This window comes from Corynebacterium riegelii (genome assembly GCF_001263755.1).
Taxonomy (GTDB): Bacteria; Actinomycetota; Actinomycetes; order Mycobacteriales; family Mycobacteriaceae; genus Corynebacterium; species Corynebacterium riegelii.
Map to the genome: position 1 here is coordinate 2,355,159 of NZ_CP012342.1, position 20,491 is coordinate 2,375,649.

14 protein-coding genes are annotated in these 20,491 nt (G+C 59.6%); 8 read left to right on the forward strand and 6 right to left on the reverse strand.

Annotated elements, in window-relative coordinates; all coding sequences use genetic code 11:
• Positions 1-2: 2 nt before the first annotated feature.
• The 5 genes from AK829_RS11180 to AK829_RS11200 all read right to left on the reverse strand — a co-directional run bounded on the left by AK829_RS11180 (position 3) and on the right by AK829_RS11200 (position 6,373).
• The gene (locus AK829_RS11180) at positions 3-1,604 is read right to left on the reverse strand and encodes an Hsp70 family protein (RefSeq protein WP_052205949.1); all 1,602 of its coding nucleotides are present in this window, start codon (positions 1,602-1,604) and stop codon (positions 3-5) included.
• Between the two features lie 13 nt (positions 1,605-1,617).
• Positions 1,618-2,304 carry a nucleotide exchange factor GrpE gene (gene grpE, locus AK829_RS11185; protein WP_052205951.1) on the reverse strand — a complete coding sequence of 229 codons (687 nt, stop codon included), beginning with the start codon at positions 2,302-2,304 and terminating at the stop codon, positions 1,618-1,620.
• The gene (locus AK829_RS11190; protein ID WP_052205953.1) at positions 2,301-4,307 is read right to left on the reverse strand and encodes a hypothetical protein; all 2,007 of its coding nucleotides are present in this window, start codon (positions 4,305-4,307) and stop codon (positions 2,301-2,303) included. The genes grpE (AK829_RS11185) and AK829_RS11190 overlap by 4 nt, the downstream gene beginning before the upstream one ends.
• 111 nt (positions 4,308-4,418) lie before the next feature.
• The gene (locus tag AK829_RS11195) at positions 4,419-4,955 is read right to left on the reverse strand and encodes a type 1 glutamine amidotransferase domain-containing protein (RefSeq protein ID WP_052205955.1); all 537 of its coding nucleotides are present in this window, start codon (positions 4,953-4,955) and stop codon (positions 4,419-4,421) included.
• A gap of 53 nt (positions 4,956-5,008) precedes the next feature.
• The gene (locus AK829_RS11200) at positions 5,009-6,373 is read right to left on the reverse strand and encodes an AI-2E family transporter (protein WP_083439932.1); all 1,365 of its coding nucleotides are present in this window, start codon (positions 6,371-6,373) and stop codon (positions 5,009-5,011) included.
• A 90-nt stretch (positions 6,374-6,463) separates the two neighbouring features.
• Here AK829_RS11200 and AK829_RS11205 point away from each other — a divergent pair, with 90 nt between their 5' ends.
• A complete protein-coding gene (locus tag AK829_RS11205) occupies positions 6,464-7,801 on the forward strand; it encodes a thioredoxin domain-containing protein (protein ID WP_052205958.1) in 1,338 nt (445 codons plus the stop codon).
• A gap of 330 nt (positions 7,802-8,131) precedes the next feature.
• Here the strand turns inward: AK829_RS11205 and AK829_RS11210 are convergent, their stop codons facing one another.
• Complete coding sequence (locus AK829_RS11210; RefSeq protein WP_157045359.1) at positions 8,132-9,610, reverse strand: HNH endonuclease signature motif containing protein; 1,479 nt, start codon at positions 9,608-9,610, stop codon at positions 8,132-8,134.
• A gap of 361 nt (positions 9,611-9,971) precedes the next feature.
• Between AK829_RS11210 and exaC the strand changes: the two genes are divergently transcribed.
• The 7 genes from exaC (at position 9,972) to AK829_RS11245 (ending at position 20,478) form a co-directional block, all read left to right on the forward strand.
• Entirely contained in the window at positions 9,972-11,492 is a 1,521-nt protein-coding gene (exaC, locus tag AK829_RS11215) for an acetaldehyde dehydrogenase ExaC (protein WP_052205963.1), read from the forward strand.
• Between the two features lie 144 nt (positions 11,493-11,636).
• Positions 11,637-12,434 carry a hypothetical protein gene (locus AK829_RS11220; protein ID WP_052205965.1) on the forward strand — a complete coding sequence of 266 codons (798 nt, stop codon included), beginning with the start codon at positions 11,637-11,639 and terminating at the stop codon, positions 12,432-12,434.
• A 201-nt stretch (positions 12,435-12,635) separates the two neighbouring features.
• Positions 12,636-14,483, forward strand: coding sequence for a molecular chaperone DnaK (gene dnaK / locus AK829_RS11225; protein WP_052205967.1), 1,848 nt, complete (start codon positions 12,636-12,638; stop codon positions 14,481-14,483).
• A gap of 45 nt (positions 14,484-14,528) precedes the next feature.
• Positions 14,529-15,170, forward strand: coding sequence for a nucleotide exchange factor GrpE (gene grpE / locus AK829_RS11230; protein ID WP_052205969.1), 642 nt, complete (start codon positions 14,529-14,531; stop codon positions 15,168-15,170).
• 106 nt (positions 15,171-15,276) lie between these two features.
• Positions 15,277-16,476 carry a molecular chaperone DnaJ gene (dnaJ, locus tag AK829_RS11235; RefSeq protein WP_052205971.1) on the forward strand — a complete coding sequence of 400 codons (1,200 nt, stop codon included), beginning with the start codon at positions 15,277-15,279 and terminating at the stop codon, positions 16,474-16,476.
• 31 nt (positions 16,477-16,507) lie between these two features.
• Entirely contained in the window at positions 16,508-16,873 is a 366-nt protein-coding gene (locus AK829_RS11240) for a heat shock protein transcriptional repressor HspR (protein ID WP_052205973.1), read from the forward strand.
• Positions 16,874-17,253: 380 nt separating this feature from the next.
• Positions 17,254-20,478, forward strand: coding sequence for a Rib/alpha-like domain-containing protein (locus AK829_RS11245; RefSeq protein WP_052205975.1), 3,225 nt, complete (start codon positions 17,254-17,256; stop codon positions 20,476-20,478).
• Positions 20,479-20,491 lie beyond the last annotated feature (13 nt).

Sequence of the window (20,491 nt, forward strand, 5' to 3'; positions counted from 1 at the left end):
TCCTACTCCGAGCGGATCATCCCGGTGACCATGTTCTTGTACTGGTCCACGCGCTCGTCCGAAAGGGCCGAGATCTGCGCAGTCAGCTCAACGCTTTGGCCAGTGGTCGGCTCGCTGCCCTCAAGGGACACGATGCCGTCATTGGTCACCTTCATAATCATGTAGACTGGCGAGCCCTTCGGCAGGTTCGGCAGGTTCTGCAGCACCGCACCGTTCTCACCCGAGATCAGCTTGTTGGCGTCCATGTCCTGGGACACCACCTCGCCCGCCTGCTCATAAATGTCGAAACGGATGCGGGTGGTGTTGTCGTTGGACGCAAAACCCTGCGCCGTAGCCTCGGCGGGAAGTTCCGCGCCGGCCTCAAGCACGTGCATGACGTACGGCACTTCGCGCTCCGGATCCCAGAACTTCACACCCACTGCCTTCGGCAGGACGTTCTTGATCTCCATGCTGCGCGCACCCGTTGGCGTTGCCACCGTGATCATGGAACCGCCGGTTTGGGTGGAAGTGTCGTTCGGGTTGACGTTGATGTCACCACCAGCCGCATCCACCAGGCCCTGCGCGTAGATCGCAGCGCCCTTCGCCACAGCCAGGTCGAACTCGGTCGGGGTCAGCTCCCAGCCGAAGCGGGACTCCAGCGCCTCCGACACCATCGGCATACGCGAGGAACCACCAACCAGCAGGTAGCGGTCAATCTGCAGGTTCGGGCGCTTCTTCTTCGCGGATTCAATGGCGCGCTCCACCACGCGCAGCGTCTGATCCACCAGGTACTGCGTTGCAGACTCAAAATCTTCGCGCGTGATCTCCACGTTGGCCTTCACGCGGTTTTGGTAGTTGCACAGAATCTTCGCGGACTTACGGCGCGTCAGGGCAATCTTCGCCTGCTCAACGCCGCTCTTCAGGTTCTGGACAAAGTCCTCGTCATACGTTGGGTCCTCTTCCAAACCACTGGTGACAACGAAGTTCATCACGGCCAGGTTGTAGAGCTCCTCGTCCCAGTCCGCGCCGCCGAGCTGGCGGTCACCGTCAACGGCAAGGACCTCAATGCCGTCCTCATTCATCTCCATGATGGTGGTATCGAAGGTGCCGCCACCCAGGTCATAGACCAAAAGCGTCTGGTTGTCGCCGTGGCGGGTACCCGAAGACAGCGCCGCAGCAACCGGCTCGGTGATGATGTCCAACACGTTCAGGCCCGCGATCTCACCGGCCTGTTTGGTGGCGGTGCGCGCCTCCACACCGAAGTACGCCGGCACCGTAATCACCACACCGTCCGCCTTCTCACCCGTGAAGTCCTCCGCGGTCTCCACCAGGTAGGACAGGATCAGCGCGGAGATGGATTCCGGTGAGTGCACCACGTCATGGATCTTCACGTCATAGTTGTCACCCATCTGACGCTTGATCAGCTGCACGGTCTCGTCCGGGCGCAGCTCAATCTCGTTTTTCGCCTCACGGCCGACAACAAAATTCGATGCGTCATCAAACAGCACCACGGACGGGGTGGTCTGGTCGCCCTCGAAGTTCTGGATGACCTGCGGGGTTCCCAACTCATCAATATGCGCAATCGCAGAGTAGGTCGTACCCAGGTCGATGCCGTAAACCTTCACTTCGTCTCAGTCCTTACTTGTCTGTTTGGGGGCTTTCGCTTGCCGACGCCACATAGCGGTACACCGCCACCTGCGCCGGAATCGCCGTATTCTGTGCACCAGGGTGACCAAACCCAGGCGCAAGCACGGAATGAATCGTGTCATTCAGACTAGCGTCTGACGTTTCCACCCGACGGACCGTCTTGTGCAGCTTCCGATCAAACGCATCACCAGGCTTCGCCTTGACGTCCGCAAACCCCAGCACACGCAGCAAATCCTGCAGCTGCTGCTCGAAGTACTCGTACATGTCGCGCGTCTGCTGCTGCGCCTGCTGCGGCGTCAGGTCGCTCAAGTCCTGCTTCAAACCGTCCTCGGTGTGCTTGAGCAGATCCACAACCACCTTCGCGGCGGGCGCGAGCGTTTTGGAAATGATGTCCATGCGCGCGGTCTCGAGGGCGCGGATGGCGGTGTCGCGTGGATCGTCGTCAAGCAGGGGCTCTGTGGTGCCCTCATCCAGCTTTGCGGTGACATACTCGCTGAGCTGGCGGAACTCCGTGAGCATCGAGGTTTCCAGGGTGCGCATGTTCGCGCGCATGTTGTCTACCTGGTTGTTCAGCTTGTCCAGCAGCGTGCGCGCGGACACCTCATCCGGCAGCTGTTGCTGCGGCCTGGGTGGGGGTGTGTTTACGTGCAGATCGCCGTCGCGGAAACCTCGTGTCACTGCTCCAACTCCTTCTGAGCGATCCAGGTGTTACGGCCAGCGAACTGGCCGCCGTGCGCCATCTGCGCAAGCGTGAGTGGGGAGATCTCACTGCTGGTCACGCCGTTATCCGTAACCAGGTAGAGGCCCTCGCCGGTACCCCGACGTGTCGGTTTCAGCGGCGGCACAATGCGCTCAGATCCCAAGTACAGCCCGGCGACGGGCGCGCCCATGCCTGTGCGCTTCAGCTCCAGATCCGCCGCCTGAATCAGCTTGTTAAAGGCGTCAGCTGCCTTTTGTTTCTTGCGGTTTTCAAAAATTGTGCGCGAGGCAAACTGGGTTGCGCCCACCGCGATCGCACCGAACAGGCCCGAGGTAAACAGCGCCAAGACCGCCGGGCCAAGCAACACAGCCCAGCCGACGCAGCCATCTGCGTCAACGTATTCCTCCAGGAACACGGCGGCGATGGCCAGCACCACAATGCCAATGATGGCCGTTGCCGGGTTCGGGTCCCACGCCGCGATATCTAGGAGTGCCGCGGGAATGCCCAGCACCAGCGGGGTGATCCACGGGTTAGAGAACTTCGGCGGCAAGAAACCCAACGCCTTGTTCTGGCCTTCATCTGCAACCGGCTGGAAGTGGGTGCTTAACACCTGGTCAACAAAAACCGGGTCGTGCTCCATCTCAGCAACCTGAGTTGCAAGCTCACCAACCGCACGCGAGTCCACGCAGTACTCAGCGATGGCGTCCAATTCCGTACGAGCCGCAATCGGATTACGAGCCTGAATCGCCTGCTCCAGCGAGGACGTATCCCGATCCAACTGCCTTGCCCTGGAGTTAATGCTTTCAACAATGTCCGCACCCACCGAGGAGCGCGGCTTCTCACCAGAGGCAAGCATCTGATCAAGCTGGTACTTCGCCTGCGCCAGACGTCCGTCATCCATCACGCGCTGCAGGGAGCCGAACGCTTCCTTGTCCAGCTCGCGCGCACGTTCTTCAGAGACCTCCGGGTCAGCCCACTCCGCAGTCAGCTTGCTCACGCCGCCAAACGCGGCCTCCAGCTTGTCCACCTCGGCGCTGTCCACGCCCAGGCCGCGAAGGGTTTCGGCAGCTTGGGAAACGGTAGCGCCACGATCCTGCTCATCTTCAAACACCTGCAGGTAGTAGCTGGCAAGCCAGTTGCGCAGCTGCTCATCGCTCTTAATCTGGGAGGTCAGGCGGGAAGCCAGTAGTTTCTGCTGGCCGTACTTCTGCGGGTTACGGGTGAAGTACTCAAGTGCCGCGTCCAAATCCGCCTTGGTCACAGGACCAGAGGTACCGGACACCTTCTGCTCCAGCAGTGAGATGGTTGCGTCTGCGTCCTCATCAAACGCACGCGGGTGGATTGCATGCGCAAAGCCCTGCGGGAACGTGCGGGCAATCTGGCTAAACAGCATCGCCGGGATATCGTCCACCACCGTGATGGAACGATTCGCCATCAAGGGCTTGAGCAGGCCAAGCGCGGTGTTCTCCGGCAGGCCGCGGTAACGAATCGGGCGTGCTGCCTCTTTACGGCTAATCAGTGGGAAGTCGCTGAAACGCTCCTCCAGCTCATCAGCCGCGGCATATGTGCCCGTGTTGATGTTTTCCAACCAAGCCGTGTGCGCAAGCTTGTACAGCTCCGGGTTATCAAGCGTCCACGCAGAGTTCGCCTGCGCCAGAGCCTTCAGTCCTGCCGTGACTTTCTGCGCCGCAGCACGCTGGCGCCCCGTGCCAGAAGCCAAGCGGTCCAGCTCCGCCTGCACTTCCTGGCCGCGGTCAGCCACGAGCTCCTCGTTGTCACCCTGCGGGTCTACCTGCAGCAGCCCGAACAGGTTTACAGCAGGAAGCGCTCCGGTGGCCGCGCTTTCTGCAGCAGTACCGGTTTTACCCTGCACGGCGCTTGCGAGTGAGTCCCAGTCAGCAGCAGAGGTCCCGCCCAAATAGGCGTTGAGAGCGGTTTTGTTGAACTCTGCTGGACGTTCCTCGAACTCAGATGTTGTCATCGCGCGAATCTCCTCGAGTGACACGGCTTAAAACTTAGGCACAAAAACACATGCAGTATATACGCCGTGCACACACCCCCGCCGGGGAGCTTCGCGCGCTACGTGGGCTGCCTACTTGGCAAACTCCTCAACCAGCGCCGCGTTAAACGCCGGCAGGTCGTCCGGCGTACGCGAGGAGATCACACCGGAGTCAACCACAACCTCCTCATCAACCCAGTCCGCGCCAGCGTTGATCAGGTCGGTCTTCACGTTCTTGACGGACGTCAGCTTCACGCCACGGATCACGTCCGCGTCCGTAAGAATCCAGCCACCGTGGCAGATCACGCCGATCGGCTTGCCTGCGTCCTTAAACGCCTTGACCAGGGCAACCGCATCCTCGTCCACACGGATGTGGTCCGCGTTGATGGTGCCGCCGGGCAGGATGAGGGCGTCGAAGTCGTTCACGTCAGCGCTACTAGTCAAAAGCTCCACCGCAACCTTGGTGCCCTTCTTGCCTTCGATCTCACCGGACTCCGTGGACACCACGCGCGTGGTGGCGCCGGCGGCCTCGACGGCCTCCTTCGGGCTAGTCAGCTCCGAATCCTCGAAGCCGTCGGTGGAAAGAATTGCAATCGTCTTATTGTTCAAAGTGTTGTTTACATCAGCCATGCGGCCCACCGTACGTATCTTGTTTAGATCGTGCAGCGGACCTGGCTAGACGGCTAATCCTCCGGCAGGTCCTGATCCAACGGCACCTTGGTGGAACCCAGGCCTTCCTTTACCGGCACCTTCGGGTTGTCGGCGTGTGCTTTGTCGCGCTTGGCCATGCGCATCATGTGGTCGCGGATGGCCAGGAAGGACTCCTTGGAATCCAGGGTTTGTGTCTGCTGCGTTGCCATGGAGATCTCGTCCGCGGTGATCTCGCCGGCGCGCAGGGACACCATCTCCGCCCAGTAGCGGAACCACACTGCAATAACTGCCGCCACCGGCACTGCAAGGAAGGCGCCGATGATGCCGAAGCCGGTACCACCCAATGCCACCGCAAGCAGCACAATCGCCGCATGCAGGCCCATGGCGCGGGACTGCAGGATCGGCTGCAGTACGTTGCCCTCGATCTGCTGCACAGCAATGATCAGGATCAGCACGAACACAGCGTTGAGGAAACCGTTGGACACCAGCGCAACAATGACAGCCAGGGCGCCTGCCGTGAACGCACCGACGATGGGGATGAAGCCACCGAAGAACGTCAGCACGGCCAGCACCGGCCACAGCGGTACGCCGAGGATGATCAGGCCGATGCCGATGAAGATGGCATCCACCAGCGACACGATCGCCTGCGTGCGGATGAACCCGGAAAGGGTGTTCCAGGAACGCATGCACACCTCAGTTAGGTGCCAGCCTGCGCGCACACCGGTGTATTTGCGTAGCCAGGGGAGGAAGCGGTCGCCGTCCTTAAGGAAGAAGAAGGACAGGATGAGGGTCAGAGCGAGGGTGGTACCCACCGAAGCAATCGCACCGATGCCAGTAAACACGCCCGAGGCGATTGACGACGCCTGCCCCCGCACCATCCCAGCAACCTGATCCAGGGCCTCCTGAATCTTGTTCGGGTCGATCAACTCCGAATCAATGCGGCTGTCCACCCAATCCAGAATCTGGCGGACACCGGTCTGCGCCTGGTCATACAGCTGCTTGCCCTGCGTGCGGACGGTCGGCGCCATCGCCGAAAAAATACCGATGATCGCGCCGAAGAAGCCCACCAGTACCAGCAGCACTGACAGTGCCGACGGCACCTTGTGGTCCCTCAGCCACCGCACCGGTGGCCACAACACCGTGCAGAAAATCAGCGCCAGAAGGATTGGCAGCAGACCCATCCACACGAAGCTGAGCAGGTAGAACAGCAAACCCGTAGCAGCAACGACAATGATAAAGCGAAGCGCCCAAGCTGCTGCCGTACGACCATCGGAGGCAATCACTTGCCCACGATCAATCGGCTCGTCAGACATTTCCTGCGCGGCTTCCGCTGGGGTAGGCAGCGTTGCGAAAACGCCGGCATCTGGGTTCTTGTTTGGGTTTTTGCTCTCATCCATTTCGGTCACCCAAATCATTGTGCCAGATAGGTGTTGGCGTGCTACTTTCCATAAGGTTTTATATTGTTTCCCTATCTGAAGGATTCGCAGATGCGTCTTTCCCGTTTCACCGCTGCAACCGTCGCCGCAGCCACCGCCACCTCCCTCATCGTTGCCGCACCTGCAGCCAATGCTTGGGAAACTAAGTACGACCGCGCGGCGGACAAGTGCTCGATTTCGTTTTCTGACCGGGACATCACCCGCGTGAACCAGGCCTACAAGGCATTGTTCACCGAGATGGCCAACCAGACCGACAACGAGAAGCTCAAGGCCAGCTTCCAGAACGCAGCACAGCGCCCGTTCTTTACCGACGCCGACAAGACGCTGATCATGAGCCCCGACGAGGCGCTGGAAAAGGGTGGTCTGCTCTACGGCGTGGACATCGCCCAGATCGTCTTCCCGCAGGGTATCGAGGCCGCACTGAAGGACCTGGACCTTGAGAAGATCGCTGCCAACATTGACTTCGAAGCTGTGCTTGCAGACGTCGACTTTGAGGCCGTAGCCAACGCAGCCGACGTTAAGAAGGCCGTCGAGGACGCCGGCGGCGTGGACGTTCAGGCCGCACTGAAGACCCTGCCAATTGGTGAGGTTTTGGAAAATGTTGATTGGTCCAAGGTTGAAGCGGACTTTAACGATGCGCAGATGCGCGAGGATCTGAAGGCGAAGATTCCGAACCGGGGTTTCAGCGAGTATTTCGGTTTGATTGGTGATTTCATTGCTGACCCAATCAAGGCGGTACTAAAAGTCATGGGCTTCGAGGAGGCTGGTTTCAAGGGGATCCTGGAACTGGTTGCAAAGAACCTCGAGGTCAAGAACGTTGACAAGGCATTCTCCGAGGCGTTGGAGAAGGCGGACGTTGATACGCAGGCAGTATTGAAGGAGGCCCTGGAGGCTTCCGGCCTGGATATCAAGGCAGTGCTGAAGAACCTCATGAGCCAGCCTGCGGTGAAGGCTGAGCTGAAGAAGCAGACGGACAAGATCGACTTTGGCAAGGCGCTGAAGGACGCGTTGGAGAAGTCCGGCATCGAACTCAACGTGGAAACGATCCTTGGGTTCAAGACTTCCGAGGTGTCCCTCGCTGCACAGGACGCGTTTGACGCGGTTGGTCCGCAGGTGCTGGCACCGATCGTCACTATGAACGATGCATTCACCGCGTGCTCTGTTCACTCTGATCAGGTGAAGAAGAAGCCGTCTGGTTCCACCGTTGGTTCCTCGGGACGCAAGCAGGGCAGCTCGGAGGATCACGTGAAGGGGTCGGTTGCCTCCGGATCTTCGCTGGACATGACTGGGCTGACCGTGGTGGGCATCCTGGGCGTTATTGCGACGCTGCTTGCCACGGGTGTTGCTGGCTTTGCGGCTCGCCCGATCATTGAGAACTTCATGAAGTAGTTCGGATGGCCGGTGTTTCCGGTCGAACCAATGCGGTCTAGCAGGACAGGTCTAATAGTGCAGGTCTAATAGTGCACGAAGCCTGCTAGGCCACATTGTTTTTCGCCTAAAACGGAGCGTCTGAAATCTCGACCGCGCCCCTCCAAAAAATCGCCTGTTTTTTGTTCTTGAACCTGACTTGGGTCACCGTCGGTCGTTGAATCTCACCTCGACATTGTGGCCTCTGGGTTTTGGGCTTGTGGTTGGCGAAAGTTCGGCACTCTTTTGACGTCGAGACCTCCTTCGGAAAAACGGGCTGTTTTTTGTTTTTGAACCTGGCCACCTGTTCTCTTACTCGGGTCGGGTATCGACGAGTTCTTCTGGGTCGTAGTTTTCCGACCATCCGTAGGCATCTTCTGGATCGGGGAAGGGTGGTTCACAAAAATCGGGTTCTTTTGGCAACGGCTCCGGAAGCACTGCCTTGATTGGGAAGTGAAGGCTGTATTCTTCCTCTAGTGCTGCGATTTGGGCGTCGGCTTGTTCGAGGTTGTGGTGGTTATCAAAATCGTCCAGTATTTTGTGGCCTTTGGCGTAGAACTGCGCCACTTTATTGCGACGAGCACATACTTGCTCCAGGTTGCTCTTCCACCGTGGGGCAGCGGCATGCGTGTTGTAGCTGATCAGGCTGTCTGGGGTGCAGGTTTCATACGTGCCGTTGGTAAAAATCCACAAGATTTCACCCGTCTCCGGATCCGGGACGTAGAAACCACGTTTATCGGTTTTTAGGTTGTGGTGCTTTTGGCACAGTGGGAACAGGTTTCCTGGTGTGGTTTTGCCACCCTGGCCAAACGGAATCCGGTGATCCAACTGACACCTCAGTGACGGCACGCTACATCCCGGGAACACACAATGCGTGTGACGAGCACACACGACCCGTCGCATTGCTTCGGTTGGGGTGTAGCTATCCGTATGTGCTTGAAGTTCCGCCTCCATATCCACCGTGGTGATTTTCGCTGACGCCAGCAGGTCGTCTAATGCTGCGGTGGCTTCTGGGGTTAAGGCGCCTACACCTGGAACATAGGCTGGCCCACCAACCTCACGACCCTTCGGCACAAACACATGCAGCGTGGTCTTGGTTGGGGTGATCTCCCCGGAAAGTAGTTTCACCATCGCATCGGCCATGGAGGTTTTATGCTCCCGTGCAGTAGCCAACACGTGCTCGCGTACGACCTGTGCCGTCAACGGGTTGGTAGCCAACGTAACCAGTGTTTTGACCGTGCCGGACTGTGCAGACACCTCAAAGATCACCGCATCATCAGCCGCGTGTGCCTGTGTTTTGCGTTGCATGCGCCGCTTTGGTTGGTAGGCGCAGGTTGGGTCAATGCGTTTGATCATCTCCCGGATACGACGAGTAATCGTGGTGGTTTGTGGGGTGTGCTGCCCAGGCCGTGTTGGGGTAAACGTAGTAGTCAACATCTCATCAAAATCGGCATACGCCTCATCAGTGATGTCTGGGCCGAGTTCGGCAAGCACCGTATCGATGGCACGTAAATGCTGCAGATCCATCACACGCGTCTTGGCCTGCAATGAACGCAGCTTCGGTAAGTGCTGTAGACGTGCATGGGAAAAGATCGCTTGCTCAACTGAGCTTTTAGTCCAGCCGGTTGCTTCCCTCATTGACACCACAGTCACGTCGAAGTCATCAATATCAACACTTGCCCCGGGTGTGGCGAAGTGACCGAAGGCATTCCAGTAAATATCGCGAATGCCTTGACTAAACGTGCTCAGTGGATCTTCTGGTCGCTGTGTGCGGAAGTATGGTTCGCCCACGGTCTACCCCCAGTGTTGTGTTCCCTGTTTTCCCGTTGTTTTGTATCCCTAACTATACCCGCCTAACTGTTCTATGCGCAAGGGGTAAACCAGCATTTATTGCACTATGTCCGCATGCACATTCACAACACAGGCTGGCGGTTGCATTCAGTATATCGACCGATTCCACACGCCCTTTTCGTCGATAAGAAAATGTCAAACAACCGTTCGAATGGCGGTTCATGTTTCCGGCTTTGCTAGCAGGGGGTCCCCATGCGCAGGATCTTGGCAGGGAACAATAATGTGGCATACAGCTCACTATCGCTATAGTGTGGGCCACAACACGTTCGTGAGTTTCTGTGAGATGTAAAGGAGTCCTCCTGTGACCGTTTACCCCAACCCTGGAACCCCGGAATCGAATGTCAAGTTCCGCAAGCGCTATGAAAACTACATCGGCGGCGACTGGGTCGCTCCGGTCGCGGGGGAATACTTTGACAATGTCACCCCTGTGACTGGTGAAGTGTTTTGCCAGGTCGCACGCGGCCGCGAAGCGGACATCAACCTTGCTATTGACGCAGCGAAGAAGGCCGCGCCCAAATGGGGTGTGACCAGCGTGCAGGAGCGCTCGCTGGTGCTGCTGAGGATCGCTGACCGGATGGAGGAGCACCTCGAAGAGATTGCGGTGGCGGAGACCTGGGAGAACGGCAAGGCGGTTCGTGAAACCCTCGCCGCGGATATCCCGTTGGCCATCGACCACTTCCGCTACTACGCAGGTGCGCTCCGCGCGCAGGAAGGTCGACTGAGTCAGATTGATGACGACACGGTGGCGTACCACTTCCACGAGCCGCTTGGTGTGGTGGGCCAGATCATCCCGTGGAACTTCCCGCTGCTGATGGCCGCATGGAAGATCGCCCCGGCACTGGCGGCTGGCAACGCGATTGTGTTGAAGCCTGCAGAGCAAACGCCGGCGTCCATCCTGTACTTGATGGATCTTGTGGGAGACCTGATCCCGCCGGGCGTGTTGAACATTGTCAACGGTTACGGCGATGAGGCGGGCGCGGCACTGTCCGGCTCGGATCGGATTAACAAGATCGCGTTCACCGGCTCCACCGAGGTTGGCAAGATCATTAACAAGGCTGCGGCTGACAAGATTATCCCGGTCACGCTGGAGCTTGGTGGCAAGTCGCCTTCCCTGTACTTCGCGGACGTCATGGACCGCGATGATGACTTTAGGAACAAGGCCATCGAAGGTTTCGCCATGTTCGCACTCAACCAGGGTGAGGTGTGCACCTGCCCTTCGCGTGCGTTGGTGCATGAGTCCATTGCGGACGAGTTCCTGGAGCTGGGCGTTGAGCGCGTCAAGCGCATCAAGACCGGCAACCCGTTGGACACGGATGTGATGATGGGTGCACAGGCTTCCCAGGAGCAGATGGACAAGATTAAGTCCTACCTTGAGCTTGGCCCGAAGGAGGGTGCTGAGGTGCTCATTGGTGGTGGGGTGAACACGATCCCGGGCCTGGAGAACGGTCTGTACATTGAGCCGACAGTGTTTAAGGGCACCAATGACATGCGCGTGTTCCAGGAGGAGATCTTTGGCCCGGTGATGTCCGTGACCACCTTCAAGGATTATGACGATGCAATCCGCATTGCCAACGACACCGAGTATGGTCTTGGTGCAGGTGTGTGGACTCGCTCTGCAAATACGGCGTACCGTGCTGGTCGTGCGATCCAGGCTGGTCGTGTGTGGGTGAACCAGTACCACCAGTACCCCGCCCACGCGGCGTTTGGTGGCTACAAGAAGTCCGGCATTGGCCGCGAGACCCACCTGATGATGCTGGCGCACTACCAGCAGACCAAGAACTTGCTGGTTTCCTACTCTGAGAACGAGACCGGCCTGTTCTAATCGGCCTGTTCTAATCCGGTTGCTGTTGCGCTCACACCGAAATGGGCGCAACAAATTTACTTATGCAAAACCCTGTACTGGCTGGCCTGAACGTGTTAGTTTTCGGTGAAGTCTTGATTGTTTCCTAAACAAAAGGAACTGCTAATGCGTATCCCACGTTTCACTGCCACCGCCGTGGCAACAGCTACCGCTACCTCCCTGATCGTTGCCGCGCCGCAGGCGCAGGCGTACGAGACTACATACGACGCTGCCACCAAGCAGTGCACCATCACGTTTACGGACACAGATAAAGAGCGAGTGAACAATGCGTACTCCACGCTCTTTGCTCGCTTAGGTGAGCAGGTTCGTGACAGCTTCGAGGGCGAAAAGGCCAAGGAGCAAGCGCAAATCGTGTGGGAGTACGGCCAGCGCAAGGACGTGAAGAAGGCGAGCGACCTTCCGATTCCTCCGGATCTGAAGATCTCCAACGCGCAGACCGCCCTTGCCCTAGGCAACCAAAAAGATAAGTACTGGCGCATGATCGGCTTCATCAATGCGTCGAAGAAGGAAGTGATCGCCGAGCAGACCATCACGGTCAGCCAGAAAGAGGCGTATGACCAAGGCCCGCTGTATGGCGTGGACCTCGAGTCGGCGGCTGGTGGCACGATCGGCGGCATCCTCTTCGGTGGCAGCGTCGGTGATGTCCGTGAGCAGATTGTTAACTTGGCAAAGGAATACGCACCGGAGTTCGCTGGGCCGATTTTGTCCTACGGCAAGGCGTTGTCAACGTGTGCCGATGGCAAGTCTGGCAGCGGCACGGTGATGGCGGGAAGCTCGATGACAACGGGCCAGGTTATGGGGCTTGGCATCGCGGGTGTGGTGCTTGGACTCCTGGCGCTGTTCGGTTTGGGTGTTGCCGCGCGTCCGCTTATCGACGATGTGTTGGCGGGTTGGCAGCGTTAGGCGTCGGTAAGCAACCTGCTCTGACCTGCCGAAACAAGAAAAGTTGAGTCGAGTGGGAACAACTTTTGTGTATGTGCCGTTGTAAGGATTGAGCGCGACAGGCTCAACCTCAGTGAGGCTTCTGCTACAGTGGCGGCCGTGAAGTTGAGTCGAGGAGCTTCAACTTACTAACAAACCCACATACACAGGAGGAAAAATTTCATGGCACGTGCAGTAGGTATTGACCTTGGTACGACGAACTCGGTTGTCTCTGTCCTTGAGGGCGGCGAGCCGGTAGTTATTGCAAACGCGGAAGGGTCCCGCACGACCCCGTCGGTCGTTGCTTTTGCAAAGAACGGCGAGGTGCTGGTTGGCCAGTCCGCAAAGAACCAGGCGGTGACCAACGTTGACCGCACCATCCGCTCCGTCAAGCGCCACATGGGCGATGACTGGACCGTAGACATTGACGGCAAGAAGTACACCCCGCAGGAGATTTCCGCTCGTACGCTGCAGAAGCTGAAGAGGGACGCTGAGGCTTACCTGGGTGAGGAAGTCACCGACGCAGTGATTACCGTCCCGGCTTACTTCGAGGACGCTCAGCGCCAGGCCACCAAGGAGGCTGGCCAGATCGCAGGCCTGAACGTGCTGCGTATTGTGAACGAGCCGACCGCGGCTGCACTGGCTTACGGCCTTGAGAAGGCTGATAGTGAGCAGACCATCCTGGTCTTCGACCTGGGTGGCGGTACCTTCGACGTCTCCCTGCTGGAGATCGGCGACGGTGTTGTTGAGGTACTCGCAACCGCTGGTGACAACGAGCTGGGTGGTGACGACTGGGATAACCGCGTCGTTGAGTGGCTGGTAGACAAGTTCAAGTCCCAGAACGGCGTGGACCTGTCCAAGGACAAGATGGCTATGCAGCGTCTGCGTGAGGCTGCGGAGAAGGCCAAGATTGAGCTGTCGTCTGCACAGCAGGCATCCATCAACCTGCCGTACATCACGGTTGACGCTGAGAAGAACCCGCTGTTCCTGGACGAGACACTGACCCGTACGGAGTTCCAGAAGATCACCTCTGACCTGCTGGATCGCACGAAGGCGCCGTTCAACCAGGTGATTAAGGACGCAGGCCTGTCCCTCTCCGACATCGACCACGTTGTGCTGGTTGGTGGCTCCACCCGTATGCCGGCCGTGACCGAGCTGGTCAAGGAGATGACTGGCAAGGAGCCGAACAAGTCTGTGAACCCAGATGAGGTTGTGGCTCTGGGTGCTGCTCTGCAGGCTGGTGTGCTTCGTGGCGACGTGAAGGACGTGCTGCTTCTCGACGTCACCCCGCTGTCCCTGGGCATCGAAACCAAGGGCGGTGTGATGACCAAGCTGATCGAGCGCAACACCACCATCCCGACGAAGCGTTCTGAGACCTTCACCACGGCTGAGGACAACCAGCCGAGCGTGCAGATCCAGGTCTTCCAGGGTGAGCGCGAGATGGCTGCTGCCAACAAGCTGCTCGGCTCCTTCGAGCTGGCGGGTATCGCTCCGGCTCCGCGTGGTGTGCCGCAGATCGAGGTCACGTTTGACATCGACGCTAACGGCATCGTGTCCGTGTCCGCTAAGGACAAGGCCACCGGCAAGGAGAACACGATCAAGATCCAGGACGGCTCTGGCCTGTCCCAGGAGGAGATCGACCGCATGATCAAGGATGCGGAGACGCACGCTGATGAGGATAAGAAGCGTCGTGAAGAGCAGGAGACCCGCAACAACGCGGAGACCGCTGCTTACCAGACCCGCAAGTTCATGGATGAGAACACCGACAAGCTGCCGGAAGACATCCGTACCCGCGTGGCTGAGGCTGCAGACGCTGTGGATGAGGCGCTGAAGGGCGACGACCTGGATGCCATCAAGTCCGCAGTGGAGAAGCTCAACACTGAGTCCCAAGAGCTGGGCAAGGCACTCTACGAGGCTGAGGCAAACGCCGGCGCAACCGCTGGTGAGGCTGGCGCCAACGCTGATGACAACGTGGTTGACGCCGAGGTTGTTGAGGACGACGCAGACGCACCGACTGAGGACAACAAGTAGGGACGACAGGTAGGCACGACAGGTAAGTAAAGGACGCGAGAAGCTATGACTGAACCCAACGTGAATCCGCAGATGCCGGATGATCCGGGCGCGCCGGAGAACACGGACGAGCAGTTCGTGTCCCCGGACCAGGCGGAAGCCGAAGCGTTTGAAGCGGAACTCGCTGACGCAGCAGACGCTGACGCTGAGGTAGACGTCGACCCGGTTGACCCGGACGCTGACGGTGACGGCACGGTGAGCGACGTTGAGCTCCAGCTGGCTGAGCGCACCGAGTCCCTGCAGCGTGTGAGTGCGGAGTACGCAAACTACCGTCGTCGCACGGAACGCGAGCGCACCCAGATCGCGGAACTGACCAAGGCGAAGTTCGCCGAGAAGATGCTGCCGATCCTGGATGACCTGGACTTGGCAGAGCAGCACGGCGACATGGCCGAAGGCCCGCTCAAGGCATTTGGTGACAAGCTGCGTAGCACGCTTGAAGGCCAGAGCCTGAAGGCGTTCGGCGCTGAAGGCGAAGCGTTCGACCCGGAAGTACACGAGGCTGTTCAAGACCTTTCCGAAGGTGATGAGAAGGTCATCGCCTCGGTGCTGCGCAAGGGCTACACGCTCGGCGGCACGCTCGTACGCAACGCCATGGTGATCATCGGCGACCCGGCTGCACCGGCTGATCCGGTGGGGGCGTCGGAGTAGGTGGCGTAGGGCGTCGATAAGCATGATGGCCCCAAAGCCGGGAGCGAGCGGCGAACGCTTGCCCCGGCTTTTTTAAAACAGGAAAGAGAAAGAAAGGAGGAGGGCTATGGCAATGCAACAGGAATGGGCAAACAAGGATTACTACGGTGACCTGGGCGTGAGCTCCAGCGCGTCGGCGGCCGATATTAAGAAGGCATACCGCAAACTCGCGCGCGAGAACCACCCAGATTCCAACCCGGGCAACAAGGCGGCTGAGGAGAAATTCAAACGAGTCGCCGAGGCATATGACGTGGTTGGTGATGAAACCAAACGCAAAGAGTACGACCAGTTCAAATCAATGGTTGGCTCAGGCGGCTTCGGCCGGTTTGGAGGTGGTTCCGGGTTCCCGGGCGGGTTTCGCACGACGTCGACGTCAAACTTCGACGGCGCAGACTTCGACCTCGGAGACATCTTCGGCGGGGCTGGTGGACAAGCTGGAGACGGCGGCCTTGGTGATATCCTCGGTGGCTTCTTTAACCGCGGCGGCGGTGCTGGCAGGAGCGCTCGGCCGTCGCGGGGGGCCGACGTTGAAACGGAAATAACCATTGATTTCCGCGAGGCAGCCAAAGGCACAACCTTCCCGGTTGAGCTGACTGGCGACGCACCGTGTGCCACCTGCCACGGCTCCGGCTCCAAATCCGGCAAGACACACACCTGTGGCGTGTGCAACGGGTCCGGCTACGTGCGGGAAAACTCCGGCGCGTTCGGCATGGCACGCCCGTGTAGCAACTGCAACGGCACCGGCGAAGCTATCGAAGACCCGTGCACCACGTGTAACGGCACCGGCACCGTGCGCCGCACCCGTTCGATTACCGTGCGTATCCCCGCAGGTGTTGAGGACGGCCAGAAGGTACGCCTTGCCGGCCAAGGCGAAGCCGGCCCGAACGGCAAGCCCTCCGGCGACCTGTTTGTCACCGTGCACGTGCGCCCAGACAAGGTGTTCACCCGCAACGGCGACGACTTGGAGATAACCGTGCCGGTGTCCTTCACCGAGCTCACCCTTGGCGGGACCGTGGCGGTACCGACGCTGGACAAACCAGTGCGCGTGAAGATTCCCGCCGGCACCCCGAACGGCAGGACGCTGCGCGTGAAGGGCCGCGGCGTTGCTCGGAAATCCGGCGCTGGCGACCTGCTGGTGACCGTGGAAGTTGCGGTACCTCGCTCCGGCGATTTGGACGCCGGCGCCATGAGCGCACTTCGCACCTACGCCCAGGCTGAGAAAGACTCCGGCTTTGACCCGCGCGCCGGGTGGGCCGGGGCAGTCTAGGAGTTTCAGGAGTTTTAGGAGGTGAAGACACATGGCAAAGGAGCAGTTCTACGCAATTTCCGTCGCCGCTGAGCTGACCGGAATGCACGCCCAAACCCTGCGCACCTATGACCGCATGGGGTTGGTCACGCCCCAGCGCACCTCCGGTGGCGGCCGCAGGTACTCCGCGCGCGACATCGCTCTGTTGCGACGCGTGCAGTACCTCTCCCAGGAGGAGGGCGTGAACCTGGCCGGCATCAAGACGATCATTGAGCTGACCGAGCAGATCGAATCGTTGCAGGCCGAGCTTGAGCAGGAGCGTTCCGCGTCCAGGCGCTCCCGCGGCGAACTCGTCCACGTGCCGCGCTCCACAGCGATCGTGGCATGGGAGCCTTTTGCTTCACGACGCCGCCGCTAAAGAACACCAGCCGCTCAGTGGCTCCTGACGATGCAGTAATCCGCCGATTACTGCATTCCGGACCCTAAACGCCCAGGCGGCGGCACGTGCTCCCGGAATTGTTGCATCCCCGCGATGGCCCCGGCTGACAAATTCGACGGGCGGCCCTTAGTGCCTTCGGCAAACGCCCAGGTCGGCAAAATAGCGTCGTCAGCTTTGTCAGGGAGTCGCCCAGGCGTTTGCTCGGATGTTGGTTGGCGCCGTCCCTCCGGAAGCTACTAAGGTTAGCGTTGATTAGATAACTTTTAGTGTTCTTTCCGGTTTCTTTGGAGGTTCTTCCAGCCGTCTCTTAGTGGTCGGTGGGGAAGAGCCGGCGAAGGGCTGGGGCTTGAGGAGTGAAGATGGGGCGAGGCCAGCGTGGCTTCGGCGCAGCAGTGGTTGCTGCCGCGCTTGCGATAACGGGCGTGCAGGCGGTTGCTCCTTTACCTGGTCCTTTACCTGCTCCTTCACCGTTTCTCCCAGTAGCCAACGCTGAAACGGACACCAGCATCGCAGGCTTCGCGCAAAGCAACGAAATCCCTGAAGGCACCCAGGTTTATTTCCAGTGGATGGATAGGGACGGTGCGGTTTCACCCGTGTACCGCACTGAGATGAAGCGTGACGGGGATCAGACCCGTTTCGCCTTTGATACCAGCGGTGGGTTTGTGGACCGTGTGAATAAGAAACGTGTGTTTACCTCGAAAGAGGGCCAGCGTTTCAGGGTGTGGTTTGGGGAGTTAGAGGGGGAGCAAACAAACAACCGGCTCCTGCCGTACGCCGAGGGGGCTGACTTTGGTTTTGGTGAGTGGGTCCGTGTGGAGCCAGGCAAGGCCGGGCTAACGGCGGGATCCCATGTTGGGCCGCTGCACGCGCGCACGTATGAAGTCCCTGATGCGGGCTACATGGTAAAACCCCGTGATCAGTGGGTTGAGGACAACGCTGGTCCTCACATGGGACAGGCCCAAACCAACTGGTTGCACGGCACGGTGGCTTTTGGCACCGATGGTCGTGGCGGTACCGCGGCGCTGGATGACTACCGGGTGGTGGTCTCTGTGTTGGATCCTGCCTGGAAGGACAAGGTTGGAAATGATCCTGCGGCCACCAAGCGCATCCTGGAACAGAATCCAGAGGCAATCTTGACCACCGTATCGGCACCGATTGTCCAAGGCCGCTACACCGTGCGCCTGCCGCAGGACGCTCAAGACGCTGACGCAAACCTGCTCTATGCCTACGTTGAGGATCCGCATGGCAAGCAGGTGCCGGCGGTGGGGCAGTGGCAAACGCCGCAGTTTGAAACGGTGCAGGAAAACAGCGTTGATTTCGCCTTGCCGGTGGTGGTGGGTCTGCAGATTCGCGCCAAGGTTGCAGACCAAGAGCAGGGCTTCAACATGACTGACGCCCCGGCGCGCCCGGGGGATGCGGTGCAGTTGGAGGGCGTTGGCAGCCTTCCACACGAGGGTGTGCGGGAGATTTGGTACCTCAACGGTTTGCAGGTGTCGGGCAGTGCGCCGGTGCCGTCGTTGGATGCGTTTGGCAATGTTGCGTACAAGGTGCCGGAGAACGTGAACCGTGGTGATGTGTTCACGGCGGTGTTGATCACGAAGATCACTGGGCGTGAGGTTGCGGCAACGTCCATCATTATTGAGACGGAGGAGCAGCCGCTGCCCGTTCCCGGTGGTCCTGATGCGCCCTATGAGCCGCCGGCCGCACCGGATGGTCCGTACACAGATGCGTTTGAAACCTCGTTTAAGCCGGCGTACGTGCGCCCAGGTCAGACGGCGGTTTCGGTGCCGCCGTTTGCAACGATGACAAGAAACGGTGAGCGTTTCAGCAACCAGCCGCTGCCGGAGGGTACGACGTTGTTGACGTCCACGCCCGGCGCGGAGATCACCACGGACGCAGGCGGTAATGAGGTGGTGCGGTTTACGCCGCAGTCCTGGGCGAGGGTAGGCGAGACCATCAACGTTGAGGTGTTGGTGACGTATCCGGATAAGACCACCTCAACCGCTATTGCGCCGTTTACGGTGATCGCACGCCCGCTGAATGAGACCGCGTTTGTGGATTATGAGCAGGGTAGGAAGGCTCGCCCGGGCCAGACGGTGTCGGTGCGCCGCATCGGCGAGCGCTTCAACCCGCGCGATCAGATTGTGCAGTTTCTGCCGGATAAGGAGCACAACACGCTCAACGGTTGGCGGGTGGTGGTTGATGAGTTCACGGGTGACCTGCGCGCCACAGCACCACAGGATCCGGAGCCTCTTCGCTTTGGTACGCTTGCGTTTTTCAACGACGGCTCCCACCGCAAGATCGAAACCGTGATTGGTGTTGCTGATCCGGTGACGGATAGTGAGCGCTACCAGCCAACGTACGAGCGCACCATCGTTGAACCCGGCGCGTTGACCTGCAGTGCCGCACCGAAGGACCTGCCCAAGGACGCCTCGGTGACGGTGACTAGCAATGGCGGCGTGCAAACGGTCACGCTTGGCAACGACAACACGGTGTGCGTAACGGTGCCTAAGGATGCGGCGCCGGCAACGGTTTACACCGTGGCGCTGCAGGTGAACTACGCCGATGCCTCTGCAGAGGCGCTGAGCGCCGAGTTTGAGGTGGAGTCCATGGCACGTACGTTGCGGGATCTCACCGTGGAGCTCGACCCGGTGCATGAGGGCTCGGTGGAGCCGGTGTTGCCGAAGGCGTTTGAAGAGCTTCCGAAGGAAACAACCTTCGGCGTCGGCGCCGAGTTCACAGATGAGCACTGGGACGTCGAGGTCAACAAGGACTCCGGCGCGTTGCGCGTGCAGCCCAGGCCCGAGGTTGTGCCGAACACCAAGGTGCGCATCCCGGTGGTGGTGTCCTTGCCGGATACCTCCCAGGCGGTGGTTGCGGTTGAGGCGACAGCCACAGCAAGCCAGCGCAGCAAGTACAACCCGTCCTACACACCAGCCACGGTCAACGCCGGCGCACGCGTGCGCATGCCGTTGGACTCCCAGGTTCCGGCAACGTTTTCGCTGGTTGAGGGGGTAGATGGTGTATCCCTAAGCATAGATAGCAACGGCACACTCACCGCCCACGCGGACCCGACCGCACTGCCCGGCCCTCGCAGCATCAAGGTCGCAGTGAGCTACAACGACGGCAGCCGCGAAACCATCACCGCACTACTCACCGTCAAGACATCGCAAGGCAATGAGCATTTGCGTGACGACGAAACGCTTAACCCCCTCACCCTCACCCACCCAGCCGGCGCCAAAGCTGTCGGGGCGATCAAGCGTCCCGCGGGAGCCGAGATCACCACGTTTGATCTACAGAGCACCGAATGGGGCGCGCGGATGACGTCGGCGGGCGTGTTCACGGCAACCATCCCGGCGTCTGTTCCGGTGGGCGAGCAGCGCCAGTTCCCGGTGAACGTGATCTACGCGGATGGGTCTACAAACACGGTGACCATCACCGTGAAGGTCGCGCCCGCGCAAAAACCTGCACCAAAACCGGCACTTTCCAGCGCTGCGACCATCTTGCCGATCGTCCTTGGCCTGCTCGCCTTGGTGGCGGGCGGCGCGTACGCGTTTGTTACACAGTCCGGGCTCAATTTCTAGGAAGGCGAAACGG